General features: G+C 71.1%; 11 protein-coding genes. 9 read left to right on the forward strand and 2 right to left on the reverse strand.

The genetic code is table 11. The features are described from left to right. Nucleotides 1-51: 51 nt before the first annotated feature. Nucleotides 52-1,119: an FKBP-type peptidyl-prolyl cis-trans isomerase gene (locus BI335_RS01405; protein ID WP_094356184.1), complete on the forward strand. Its 1,068-nt coding sequence runs from the start codon at nt 52-54 to the stop codon at nt 1,117-1,119. Between the two features lie 38 nt (nt 1,120-1,157). On the opposite strand, the gene gluQRS is transcribed toward BI335_RS01405, so the two are convergent. Next, entirely contained in the window at nt 1,158-2,090 is a 933-nt protein-coding gene (gene gluQRS / locus BI335_RS01410) for a tRNA glutamyl-Q(34) synthetase GluQRS (RefSeq protein ID WP_094356262.1), read from the reverse strand. An 86-nt stretch (nt 2,091-2,176) separates the two neighbouring features. Here gluQRS and BI335_RS01415 point away from each other — a divergent pair, with 86 nt between their 5' ends. After that, the gene (locus BI335_RS01415) at nt 2,177-3,157 is read left to right on the forward strand and encodes a helix-turn-helix transcriptional regulator (RefSeq protein ID WP_094356183.1); all 981 of its coding nucleotides are present in this window, start codon (nt 2,177-2,179) and stop codon (nt 3,155-3,157) included. Then, entirely contained in the window at nt 3,154-4,146 is a 993-nt protein-coding gene (locus BI335_RS01420) for a helix-turn-helix transcriptional regulator (RefSeq protein WP_094356182.1), read from the forward strand. Before BI335_RS01415 ends, BI335_RS01420 begins: the two co-directional genes overlap by 4 nt. A gap of 229 nt (nt 4,147-4,375) precedes the next feature. On the opposite strand, the gene BI335_RS01425 is transcribed toward BI335_RS01420, so the two are convergent. Further along, entirely contained in the window at nt 4,376-5,113 is a 738-nt protein-coding gene (locus BI335_RS01425; RefSeq protein ID WP_094356181.1) for a sulfite exporter TauE/SafE family protein, read from the reverse strand. A 181-nt stretch (nt 5,114-5,294) separates the two neighbouring features. On the opposite strand from BI335_RS01425, the gene tatA reads away from it, so the two are divergent. The 6 genes from tatA (at nt 5,295) to BI335_RS01455 (ending at nt 12,214) form a co-directional block, all read left to right on the forward strand. After that, nucleotides 5,295-5,612 (forward strand): twin-arginine translocase TatA/TatE family subunit, encoded by a 318-nt coding sequence (gene tatA / locus BI335_RS22435; RefSeq protein ID WP_407644062.1) that lies wholly within the window; start codon nt 5,295-5,297, stop codon nt 5,610-5,612. A gap of 3 nt (nt 5,613-5,615) precedes the next feature. Further along, entirely contained in the window at nt 5,616-6,476 is an 861-nt protein-coding gene (tatC, locus tag BI335_RS01435; protein ID WP_094356179.1) for a twin-arginine translocase subunit TatC, read from the forward strand. 43 nt (nt 6,477-6,519) lie between these two features. After that, the gene (locus BI335_RS01440; protein ID WP_094356178.1) at nt 6,520-7,482 is read left to right on the forward strand and encodes a diacylglycerol/lipid kinase family protein; all 963 of its coding nucleotides are present in this window, start codon (nt 6,520-6,522) and stop codon (nt 7,480-7,482) included. Nucleotides 7,483-7,504: 22 nt separating this feature from the next. Beyond that, a complete protein-coding gene (locus BI335_RS01445; RefSeq protein ID WP_094406549.1) occupies nt 7,505-8,059 on the forward strand; it encodes a DUF1707 SHOCT-like domain-containing protein in 555 nt (184 codons plus the stop codon). Continuing rightward, on the forward strand, nt 8,056-9,267 hold the full coding sequence (locus BI335_RS01450) for an MFS transporter (protein ID WP_172421669.1): 1,212 nt from the start codon (nt 8,056-8,058) through the stop codon (nt 9,265-9,267). The genes BI335_RS01445 and BI335_RS01450 overlap by 4 nt, the downstream gene beginning before the upstream one ends. Before the next feature lie 106 nt (nt 9,268-9,373). After that, entirely contained in the window at nt 9,374-12,214 is a 2,841-nt protein-coding gene (locus tag BI335_RS01455) for a DEAD/DEAH box helicase (protein ID WP_411266743.1), read from the forward strand. Nucleotides 12,215-12,289: the final 75 nt, after the last annotated feature.

Genomic DNA, 12,289 nt, shown 5'->3' on the forward strand with positions numbered 1-12,289 from the left:
TGCCGCCGTGCGCCCAGCCGTTGCAGAGAACGACCGAAAGCCCGAGGAACTGTGATCCGTCGTCCGCGTGGACTCACCCCCGCCAAGCTGTTCGCCGCCCCCGCGCTCGCCGCGCTGCTGGTGCTGTCGGCCTGCTCCGGAAACCAGCCCGCCGATCCGGCCAGCGCGAGCCCGTCCGCGGCACCGAGCGCAGAGGCCACGCCGACCCCGGCGACCGAGCCGACGCCGACCCCGAGCGCCAGCCCGACCCCGGATCCGGTGAAGACCACCCCGGCCACGAACCTGGACGCGATCAAGGTCGAGGGTGAGCCGAACAAGGAACCGAAGGTCACCTTCCCGGCGCCGTGGGGCATCGCGGAGACGACGACCAAGGTGCTCACCCCGGGCAACGGGCCGAAGCTCAACGACAACAGCACCGTCGAGGTCAACTACTACGGCGTGAACGGCCGGACCGGGCAGAAGTTCGACGACTCGTTCTCCCGCGGCCAGACCGCCACCTTCCCGCTCGGCCAGGTGGTGCCAGGCTTCAAGAAGGGCCTCAGCGGCCAGCAGGTCGGCAGCCGCGTCCTGATCGCGATGCCCGGCAAGGACGGTTACGACCAGGCCGGCGGCAGCCAGCAGGCCGGGATCGAGGTCGGTGACACGCTGATCTTCGTCGTCGACATCGTCGCCACCCCGCTGGAGGCCGCCCAGGGTGAGCCGGTGCCGCCGAAGGAGGGCCTGCCGACCGTCGAGATGGTCGACAACAAGCCGAAGGTGACCATCCCCGCCGGCGCCCAGCCGCCCGCGCAACTGGTCACCCAGCCGCTGATCAAGGGCACCGGCAAGCCGGTCCAGCCCAGTGACACCATCACCGCTCGCTACCAGGCCGTCACCTGGGACGACGGGAAGGTCGTCGAGGACACCTACGGCAAGGACCCCGAGCAGGGGCCGCTGACCAGCCTGGTACCAGCCTGGCAGGAGGGTCTGGCCGGGCAGCCCGTCGGCAGCCGGGTGCTGATCGTCTCCCCGCCGGACAAGGCGTACCCGGCCGATCCCTCGGCCGCCACCCCGAACCCGTCCGCCGGCAAGACCGTCGTCTACGTCGTCGACATCCTCTTCGCCACCGCCGGTCAGTAGGGGGCGCGCACCCCTCGTCGACACGCTCGCTGCGCGAGCTACTCGGGGAACGTGGGGTTCAACCCGGTGAAGACCACCGGATCCAGTGGCGTGCTGGCCGGGTCGAAGCGGTCCCGCAGCAGGGCCAGGTCGACTCGGTCACCCGGTGCGGCCAACCCCAGCGAACGACCGATCCAGGCGAGCACCTCGGCGGTGTCATGGCCCTCGGCCGCCAGCTCGGCGAGCCCGACCGCGCCATCGCGCTTGGCCAGGCGTACGCCGCGGGCATTGACCACCAGCGGGACGTGCGCATAGTCCGGCACCGCACCGCCGAGGCGTTCGGCCAGCCAGGCCTGCCGGGGCGCGGAGGAGAGCAGGTCGTCGGCGCGCACCACCTGGTCCACGCCCATCGCCAGATCATCGACCACGACCGCGAGGTTGTAGGCCCATACGCCGTCGGCCCGGCGCAGCACGAAGTCGTCGACGACCCCGGAAACCTCACCGTGCAAGAGATCGCGGACGCTCATCCGCACCCCGTCGGCGCGTACCCGCAGCGCCGCCGGGCGCTCTCGGCGTCGCGCGGCGCGTTCGGGTTCGGTCAGCTCCCGGCAGGTGCCCGGATAGGGCCGGTACCCGTCCGCGTGCGGGGCGCTGGCCGCCTCGGCGATCTCCCGGCGGGTGCAGAAGCACTCGTAGACGGCCCCGCCGAGCCGGTCGGCCGCGTTGGCGTACGCGGTCAGCCGCTCGCTCTGCCGCACCACCGGGCCGTCGAACCGCAGCCCGAGCGCGGCCAGATCGGCCAGTTGCTGTTCGGTCACCCCGCCGGCGGCGCGGACCCGATCGGTGTCCAGATCCTCGACCCGCAACCGCAACGCGCGCCCGGAGGCGTGCGCGAACAGATCGGCCAGCACCGCGGTCCGCAGATTGCCGACGTGCAGCTGGGAGGTCGGACTGGGTGCATAGCGGCCCGCCCCGGACGCTGCCTCAGGCACCGCGCTCACCTCCCGGATTCGTCGCTCCACCGCTGGTAATCTCCACGATGGCGCAGGCCGGCAGTGGAGAGGGGGAACGGTCCAGCATGGCACCTCGCAAGACCGAACGCATCCTCAACCTGACCATCTGCCTGCTCGCCGCGCCCCGATTTCTCAGCAGGGAACGGATCCGCCGCACCGTCGAGGGTTACAGCGGGCTCACCGACGGCGCCTTCGAGCGTACCTTCGAACGCGACAAGGACGAGCTGCGCCGACTCGGGGTACCGGTCGAGGTGGGCAGCAACTCCGCCTTCGAGGACGAGGTCGGCTACCGCATCTCGCGCACCGACTTCGAGCTGCCGCCGGTCGAGTTCACCGCCGAGGAGGCCGCCGTGGTCTCGGTCGCCGGGCAGGTCTGGCAGCAGGCCAACCTGGCCGAGTCGACCCAACTGGCGCTGGCCAAGCTGCGCGCCGCCGGGCTCGCCACCGATACCGGCCGGCTGGCCGCGCTGGCGCCCACGGTGACCGCGCGGGAGGCCGCCTTCGAACCGCTCTACCAGGCCGTCGTGGACACCACCCGGGTCAGTTTCGGCTATCGCCGCGGCGGCGCCGGTGAGGTCGTCGAGCGGACCGTCGAACCCTGGGGAATCGTTTCCCACAAGGGAAACTGGTATCTGATCGGGCACGATCTGGATCGGGACGCGACCCGGATGTTCAAGTTGGCCCGGATCACCGACACCCCGCGCCTGGTCTCGGCCGCCGGGGCGTACACCGTGCCCGAGGTGGACCTGCGCGAGCTGGCCGGCACCCTGGAGCCGGCGCCGGCGACCCACCGGGCGGTGCTCGCGATCCGCGCCGAGCAGGCCCCCGGGCTGCGTCGCGGCGCCGAGCCGGCCGAGGTGGACGCCGCCCTGGCCGGCCGGCTGCCGACCGGTTTCGACGTGCTGGCGGTCGGGTACGCCGCTGCGGACGATTTCGCGGCCCAGCTTGCCGGGTACGGTGCCGATGTGCTGGTCCTCGAACCGGCCGAGCTGCGGGACCGGGTCCGCGGGCTGCTGGCCGCGGTCGCCGACGGGGGAGCGTCATGAGCAGCGGCACCGCGCTGGAACAGCTGACCCGCCTGCTGTCGCTGGTGCCCTATCTGCAGCGGCACCAGGGGGCCAGGCTCGACGATGTGGCGGCGGCGTACCGGGTCACGCCCGAACAGCTGCGCGCCGACCTGGGCGTGCTCTACATGTGCGGACTGCCGGGATTGCTGCCCGGGGACCTGATCGAGATCGACATGGAGGCCGTCGACGGGCGCGGTGTGATCTATCTGAGCAACGCCGACTACCTGTCGCAGCCGCTGCGGCTGGCCGCCGATGAGGTGCTGCCGCTGCTGCTCGGGCTGCAGACGCTGCGCGAGGTGGCGACCACCGAGGTGGCCGGCACCATCGATGCAGCGCTGGGCAAACTGCAGGGCCTGGCGGGGGAGTCGGCCGCGGCCGCCGACCGGGTCAGCGTCCGGGTGCAGACCGCGGCCGAGGAGATCCGGCAGGCGATCAGCGACGCGCTCGCCGAGGGCCGCCGGCTGCGGCTCGGGCACGATTCGACCAGCCGCGGTCGCAACCTGAGCCGGGTGGTCGACCCGGCCCGGCTCCGGGTGGACAACGGCTACGCCTATCTGGACGCCTGGAGCGAGGCGCCCGCGGGGGAGCCGGGGGCCGAGCCCGGGTGGCGCAGTTTCCGGCTCGACCGGGTGACCTCGGCCGAACTGCTCGACGACCCGGTGCGTGAGCATCCCGGGGAGCCGGACGGCAACGACTGGCTCGCCCGCCTCGGCGCGGCGCCCGAGGTCACGCTCGCGCTGAGCCCGGCCGCCGCCTGGGTCGCGGAGTACCACCCGGTGGAATCGGCGACCCAGACCGACGACGGGGGTGTCGAGGTACGCCTGAAGGTCGCCGACCCGACTTGGTTGCGTGGGCTGCTGCTGCGCCTCGGCCCGGACGCCCGGGTGCTCGCCCCCGCCGAGGCCGCCGACGGCGCCCGCGCCGCCGCCCGCGAGGCCCTGGACCGGTACGCCGACCTCTTCGACTGACGTCCACGCTCCTCGATTAACCCGGCATGCGCAGCGAAGCGGAGCAATGCCGGGTGTGCCGAGAGGTGTGGGGATTCCCGGTTCTCGCATCAAACTTCGGTTCTCGCACGGCACACCATGCGAGAACCGAAGTCCGGTGCGAGAACCGGCGGGCAGTGGAGTGTGGCGCTCATCTCGACACGCTGGCCCGGCTCCGCTTCGCTCCGCCGGGCCAGCTACTCGATGAGCGTCAGTTCAGCGCGAGCCAGACGGCGAGGCCGAGGCCGCAGAGGGCGACGCCGACCCGCAGCACCCGCTCCGGGAAGAGCTGCTGCACCAGCGGCCCGAGGTTCCCACCGAGCAGGCAGCCCAGCCCGAGGGCCAGCGCGGCCAGCCAGTTCACCGGGGCGACCAGGGCGAAGGTGATCGCCGCGACCAGGTTCGAGACGCCGAGCAGCAGCGACTTCCACACCATCGCCCGATGGAAGGGCATCGTGGTCAGGATCGCGGTCACGGCGAGATAGATCGTGCCCGCCCCGGCGCCGAAATAGCCGCCGTAGACCGAGATCGCCAGCATCGTGACCAGGTACACCACCGGGCGCGGCCGGTCGCCGCTGAGCCGGCGCAGCCACGGCTGGGCCAGCAGGGCCAGCGAGGCCGCCACGATCAGCAACGGCACCACCCGCTCGAAGGTGCCCTCCCCGGCGTACAACAACAGCAGTGCACCGCCCAGCCCGCCGATCGCCACCACGACCACCTGCGCAACCAATTGGCGCCACTGACCGGAGACCTGCCGTCCCGCCCGGGCGGTGGAACCGATCCCGACGCCGACCAGGCCCAGGGTGTTGCTGACATTCGCGGTCAGCGGCGACAGCCCGGCCGCCAGCAGGGCGGGGTAGCTGACCAGCGACGCCAGGCCGGTGAGATAGCCGACCAGGCCCGCACCGACCCCCGCCAGCAGCAGCCAGCAGAAGGTGGCGATCGTCATCACCCGCCGACCCTAGGCCGCCGCGCATCCGGCGGCTCGCGGTGGTCGTGGGTTGGGACGCCACACCGGCGTGTCTAGGATTGGCGTGTGGTCCCCAGGCGGGGCACGATGGGGATGCCCCGCAACGGGGCATCCGACGATGCGGGGTCGCAAAGGATCCCGCCGAACGCAAGGATGTGCGATGACTCCCATGGCCCTGTTCGGGCTCGGCGTTCCCGAGCTGCTGATCATCCTCGCGGTGGTGCTGCTGCTCTTCGGCGGCACCCGGCTGGCCGGTATCGGGCGCAGCAGCGGCCGTGCGATCCGCGAGTTCAAGGAAGAGACCAAGGGTCTCAGCGAGGACGAGAAGGCCGGCAAGGGCGGTGCGACCGCCGCGGGCGCCAGCACGCCGAAGGCGGGCCCGACCGAGCCCCGCGGGCTCGACAAGCCGGCCACCGGCCAGCGGGACGAGGTGGTCGACGCCGAGGTCGTGGACCGCAACCCGGATGACCTGCGCTGATCGGTGGCGATCAACGTGGCCGGCCGGCGGCTGAGTCTGGCCTGGCTGAAACCACCTCCCGTCCCGCCGGACGGGAACATGACGCTGTTCGAGCACCTGCGCGAGTTGCGCTACCGGTTCGTGGTGGCCGCGGTCTGGATCGTGCTCGGGATCGCGATCTGCGCGTTCTTCTACCAGACGCTCTATGAGTTCCTGCTGCAGCCGTACAACCTGGCAGCCATCGATCTGAAGGCGACCCGCCCGGACGCCAACACCGAGGTGGTGAACATCGGCGTCGCTGCTCCGATGACGCTGGCGATGAAGATCGTCGGGATCGCGGGCCTGGTGCTCACCGCGCCGTTCTGGCTCTATCAGCTCTGGGCGTTCATCGCCCCGGGTCTGCTGGCCAAGGAGAAGAAGTGGGCGGTCATCTTCGTCGGCGCCGCCACCCCGCTCTTCCTGTCCGGGGTCGCCATCGGCTACTGGGTGATGCCGAAGGGCATCTCGGTGATGCTCAGCTTCACCCCGCAGAGCGTGCCGGTCACCAACATGCTCGACATCCAGTATTTCCTCACCTTCCTGATCCGGCTGATGCTCGTCTTCGGCATCGCGTTCCTGCTGCCGGTGGTGCTGGTGGTGCTCAACCTGGCCGGCATCCTCAGCGGTGCACAGCTCGGCAAGGCGCGGCAGTACGCCATCTTCGGCTGCTTCGTCTTCGGTGCGGTCGCCACCCCCTCCACCGACCCGTTCTCGATGCTGGCCCTGGCGCTACCGATGGCCGTGCTCTACCTCATCGCCGAACTCATCTGTCGGGCCAACGACCGGGCGCGACGCCGGCGCGGTGATGTGGCCCCCAGCGACGCGGCTCCGCGCGACGCGGCCTGACAGCGGTTCCCACCCACCGACACCGACCAATAGGCTCACCGACATGCCCGCTCTGACGCGCTACGACGGCTCCACGCTGACCCTGGTGGTCAACCCGACCGCCGGCCGGGGGCGGGCCGCCAAACTGTTGCCCGCGGTCTGCCGTGAACTGCTCCAGGGTCTGCCCGGGGCCACCCTCCGCGTACACCAGACCGCCGACTTCGCCGAGGCCCGGCAGCGCACCATCGCCGCCGCCGAGCAGGCGCGGCCGGCGCACGACGGCGTACCCGCGGATGCGCTGCTGGTGATGGGTGGCGACGGCATGATGACCCTGGGGGTGAACGCCTGCGCCGGGACCGAGGTGCCGCTCGGGCTGATCCCGGCCGGCACCGGCAACGACATGTGCCGCGGCCTCGGCATCCGGGTGTTCAACCCGATCCAGGCGGCGCACTGGGTGATCGGCGGCCAGACCCGGCGCGTGGACACCCTCCGGGTGGAGGGGGATCTCGTCGGTGGCGCCGAGGTGCGCCACGTCGGCACGGTCGTCGCCACCGGTTACGACTCCCGGGTCAACCGGCGCGCCAACGGGATGCGACTGCCGATCGGCAATCTCCGTTACGCCGCCTCCGCCCTGGCCGAGCTGGCCACCTTCGAACCACTCACCTACCGGTTGCGGATCGACGGCCGGGAACGCACCCAGCCGGCGATGCTGATCGCGGTCGGCAACGGCGCCTACTTCGGTGGCGGGATGAAGATCTGCCCGTCCGCCGATGTCACCGACGGCCTGCTCGATGTCACCGTGATCCACCCGGTCAGCCGGGCCACCCTGCTGCGGTTGCTGCCGGCGATGTTCTCCGGCAGCTTCGTCCGCGATCCCGCGGTGGAACGCTTCACCGCCCGCGAGGTCACCGTCGACGGCGACGGGCTGTTCGGGATGGGTGACGGCGAGGAGCTCGGTCCCACCCCGCTGCGGATCAGCGTCGAACCCAGCTCGCTGACCGTGTTCGGAACACCGCCCGCGAAGTGAGCCGGCGTGAAACACTGCCCGGGTGAGCGAACCGACCAACCTGCCTGATCGCAACGATCGGCCCGGGGCGGCCTGGGACCGGTTCCGGCAGGACCCGCGCCGGGACGCCGCGCTGCGCGCCTCGGACAGCGACCGGGACGTGGCGCGGGAGGTGCTCGCCGAGGCGTACGCCGACGGGCAGCTGGACCACGACGAATACCTGCAGCGGCTGGAGGTGGCCGGTGCCGCCACCCGGCACGGTGAGCTGGTGCCGCTGGTCGGCGATCTGACCGTGTCGCCCACCGGATCCGAGACCACCCCGCGCCCCGCGGCGAGCGCACCGGCACCGGGCACCGAGCGCCGGCGGCGCCGCGGTCTGGACCATGCCGTCACCGCCACCATGGCGAGCTGGTTGTTCGTCGCGATCGTCACCAACCTGGTCTGGTTCCTCACCTCGGTCGGCGACGGCGAGGCCGACTACTACTGGCCGATGTGGCCGATGCTCGGTGTCGGCATCGGTGTGATCGGCACGATCATCTCCCGCGGCGCGATCCGGAACAGTCAGGACCCCGACGATCCCCGCGAGCTGGATCGGTGAGCAGACGTGACCCGCTGATCCGCAGCCGCACCGCCGGGTGGGTGCTGTTCGGCCTGCTGGCGGTGGCGCTGCTGCTGCGGGCCCCGATCACCGGGGTGCCGCCGGTGCTGCGCCAACTCAGCGAGACCCTGCAGCTCAGCCCCGCACAGGCCGGGCTGGTGTCCACCCTGCCGCTGCTCTGCTTCGGCGTCTTCGCCTTCCTCACCCCGCTGCTGGCGGCCCGCTTCGGCCTGGAATCGACGCTCTGGGCAGCCGGGGCCCTGATCGTGATCGGCATCGTGGTGCGCTGGTGGATCACCGTGCCGACCTTCTTCGGCGGCACCCTGATCATCGGGCTCGGGATCGCCATCGGCAATGTCGTCGTACCGGCCCTGGCACGGCCCTGGTTCGCCCACCGGTTGCCGCTGGTGATGGGGCTCTACTCGGTGATGCTGCAACTGGGCGGCGCCGCCGGGCCGTTCACCACCTCGACCCTGGTCGGCGCGGGCGTGGACTGGTCGGTGGCGATCGGGGTGTGGTTGTGGCCCGGGCTGATCGCGCTGCTGCTGTGGACCTTCGTCAGCCTGCGGGTCCGCCGCGACCCGGCGGCCGGTGAGCACCGCGCGGCGGTCCCGACCGGTCTGCTGCCGCTGCTGCGCCGACCGCTGGTCTGGCTGATCACTTTCGTGATGGGCACCCAGTCCCTGGTCTTCTACACCATGCTCACCTGGCTGCCGAGCATCTTCCAACGAGCCGGGCTGAGCGAGCACGCCGCCGGACTGCTGCTCTCGGCGTACTCCCTGCTCGGCCTGCCCGGAGCGCTGCTGGCCGGCTGGTTCGTCGGCCACCGGCACGCGGTCCGCAATCTGATCGCGATCTGCACCGTCTATCTGTGCGCCCTGCTCCTGCTCGCCGCCGGAACCCTGCCGACGGTGCTGCTCGGCGCCGTCGTCGGCGGGATCAGCCAGGGCGTCCTGCTGCCGATCGCGCTCACCTTCATCGCCCACCAACCGCGCCCGGCGGACGTGCCCGGGGCGTCGGCGATCGCCCAGGGCGGTGGCTATCTGTACGCCGCAGCGGGCCCGGTGCTGCTCGGCTGGCTCTATTCGGCGACCGGCGGATTCACCGCTGGACTGTTCGTGCTGGTGGGGTTGATGGTGCTGTTCGCGGTGGCCGGTGTGTTCGTGTCGCGGGCCCAGCAACCGGGCACGCCGATCACCCGCCGGTAGCGTGGGAGGCACCATGACTGAACCCCTGAACCCCGCCGACCGGTCGGACCCCGCAGCCAGCCTGCATCCGAGCGACCCCGACGCCGAGCTCTCCCCGAGCCAGCGGATGGCCCGTTTCCGTGAACAGCAGCGCAATCCGCAGCTGACCGAGTTCGCCGCCGTCTACGGTTTCGAGTTCGACGACTTCCAGCGGGCGGCCTGCCGGGCCATCGAGGGCGGCTCCGGTGTGCTGGTCGCCGCGCCGACCGGTGCCGGCAAGACGATCGCCGGCGAATTCGCGGTGTTCATGGCCGTGCAGACCGGTCGCAAGGCCTTCTACACCACGCCGATCAAGGCGTTGTCGAACCAGAAATATGCCGATCTGGTTCGCCGCTATGGAGCGGACCAGGTCGGGCTGCTCACCGGTGACTCCTCGATCAACTCCGAGGCACCGATCGTGGTGATGACCACCGAGGTGCTGCGCAACATGATCTACGCGCAGTCCTCGACGCTGGACAACCTCGGTTACGTGGTGATGGACGAGGTGCACTACCTGGCCGACCGGTTCCGCGGCGCGGTCTGGGAGGAGGTGATCATCGGGCTGGCCGAATCGGTGCTGCTGGTCGCGCTGTCGGCGACGGTGTCGAATGCCGAGGAGTTCGGCGACTGGCTGCGCGAGGTCCGGGGCGCGATCGAGGTCGTCGTCTCCGAACGCCGCCCGGTGCCGCTCTACCAGCAGGTGCTGGTCGGCCGCCGGCTCTACGACCTGTTCGAGGACGAGGCACCGACCGCGATCGTCGGCGAGGCCAGCGCCGCCGGGGGCCGGCACGAGGTCAATCCGGCACTGGTCCGGATCGCCAAGGACGAATCCCGCACGGTGCGCGACGACTCCCGCCGTCCGCGTGGCCGGTCCGGGCGTGGCAAGCGCGGTCACGGGCACGGCTCCGGCGGTTACGGCGGGGCCGCGCATCGCGATCACCGGGAGCGTTCCCGCTACCGCCCGCCGAGCCGGGCGCAGATGGTGGAGACCCTGGAGCGGGCGCGGCTGCTGCCGGCGATCGTGTTCATCTTCTCCCGGGCCGGCTGCGATGCGGCGGTGGGTCAGGTCGTCGGGGCGGGGGTACGCCTGACCAGCGCCGAGGAGCGCGAGGAGATCCTGGCGATCGCCGGCCGGCACACCGCCGGGTTGAGCAGCAGCGACCTGAACGCGTTGGGGTACGCCGATTTCCTCGACGCCCTGCTCGCCGGGGTGGCGGCGCACCACGCGGGCATGCTGCCGGCGTTCAAGGAATGTGTGGAGGAGTGCTTCGTCCGCAACCTGATCAAGGTCGTCTTCGCCACCGAGACGCTGGCGCTGGGCATCAACATGCCGGCGCGGTCGGTGGTGCTGGAGAAGCTGGTCAAGTTCAACGGCGAGGCGCACGTCGACATCACCCCGGGTGAGTACACCCAGTTGACCGGCCGGGCGGGTCGGCGGGGGATCGACGTCGAGGGGCATGCGGTGGTGCTGTGGCAGGCCGGCATGGAACCGCGGCAGGTCGCCGGACTGGCGTCGAAACGCACCTATCCGTTGCGCTCGTCGTTCGCCCCGACCTACAACATGGCGGTCAATCTGGTCGGGGCGGTCGGTCAGGATCGCGCCAGAACCCTGCTGGAGCAGAGTTTCGCGCAGTACCAGTCAGACCGTTCGGTGGTCGGGCTGGCCCGGCAGCAGCAGCGCAACAATGATGCGATCGCCGGTTTCCTGGCGCACGCCGAGTGCGACCGCGGCGACTTCACCGAGTACGCCCGGATCCGTGAAGAGATCTCCCAGCTGGAGGCCGACGCGGCCCGCGACCGCAAGGCCGACAAGCGCGCCGAGGCCTTCGAATCCCTGCTGCAGTTGAAAGCCGGCGACATCGTGCACGTGCCCAGCGGCCGGTTGCAGGGCTGGGCGGTGATCATCGACCCGGGTGTCCGCTCGCACCGTGAGGAACCGCATCCGCTGGTGATGGGGGAGGACCGGCAGACCAAACGCCTCACCCTGAACGATTTCCCGACCCCGGTGCAGGCCGTCGGGCGGATGCGGATCCCGAAGAAGTTCCACGTCAAGGAGCCGCACTCCAGGCGCTCGCTGCACGCCGCGTTCATGTCCCGGCTGAACGAGATCGACCGGTCCCCGAGCCGCTGGCGGCCCGGTGCGGTGGACGCCGAGGTGGCCGCCCGGATCACCGAACTGCGCAACGAGTTGCGCCACCATCCCTGCCACGACTGCCCGGAACGCGAGCAGCATGCCCGCTGGGCGGAGAAGGCGATGCGGTTGGAGCGCGAGAACGCGCAGATCGAATCCCGGATGCAGCGCCGGACCAACACCATCGCCACCGAGTTCGACCGGATCTGCCAGGTGCTGCAATCGCTGCACTATCTGGAGGGGGAGCCGCTGCGGGTGAGCGCCGACGGCCGGATGCTGGCCCGGATCTACAACGAGCTGGACCTGGTCGCGGCCGAGGCGTTGCGGCGCGGGGTCTTCGACGGCCTGTCCGCACCCCAGTTGGCGGCGGTGCTGTCCACGCTGGTGTTCGAGGCCCGGCGCACCGATCACCGGGCCCGCCCACCGCGGATGCCCGATGCCGAGACCGACGCGCGGATGACCACGCTGCGCCAGGTGCATCGCGAGATCTCCTTGCTGGAGCGGGATTTCCGGGTGGAGCGCGGTCCGGATCTGGAGATCGGTTTCGCGCAACCGGTGTTCGCCTGGGCGGCCGGCCGACCGCTGGCGACCGTGCTGGCCGAGTCCGGGATGACCGCCGGCGACTTCGTCCGCTGGGTACGCCAGGTCATCGACTTCACCGATCAGATCGGCGATGCGGCGAACCGGGAGGCGGCCGAGGACGAGAGCCGGGCGGCGCTGCGGCGTACCTGCCGGGAGGCGACCCGAGCGATGCGGCGCGGTGTCGTCGCCTTCGTCGCCGACGACACCGAACCCTGATCAGCGGGTGGGTCAGGGCCGCGCACCGACCGTCGGGTGGGGCGTCTCGCACTGTGACATGGCGGCCGGATGACC

Origin of the sequence: Enemella evansiae (assembly GCF_002250705.1) — a bacterium.
GTDB classification, from domain to species: domain Bacteria; phylum Actinomycetota; class Actinomycetes; order Propionibacteriales; family Propionibacteriaceae; genus Enemella; species Enemella evansiae.

Coding starts and splice junctions, on each gene's coding strand:
- BI335_RS01440 (WP_094356178.1), top strand. CDS start 6,520: ATGCCCGCTCTGACGCGCTACGACGGCTCCACGCTGACCCTGGTGGTC.
- BI335_RS01425 (WP_094356181.1), bottom strand. CDS start 5,113: ATGACGATCGCCACCTTCTGCTGGCTGCTGCTGGCGGGGGTCGGTGCG.
- BI335_RS01415 (WP_094356183.1), top strand. CDS start 2,177: ATGGCACCTCGCAAGACCGAACGCATCCTCAACCTGACCATCTGCCTG.
- BI335_RS01455 (WP_411266743.1), top strand. CDS start 9,374: ATGGCCCGTTTCCGTGAACAGCAGCGCAATCCGCAGCTGACCGAGTTC.
- tatA (WP_407644062.1), top strand. CDS start 5,295: ATGACTCCCATGGCCCTGTTCGGGCTCGGCGTTCCCGAGCTGCTGATC.
- BI335_RS01420 (WP_094356182.1), top strand. CDS start 3,154: ATGAGCAGCGGCACCGCGCTGGAACAGCTGACCCGCCTGCTGTCGCTG.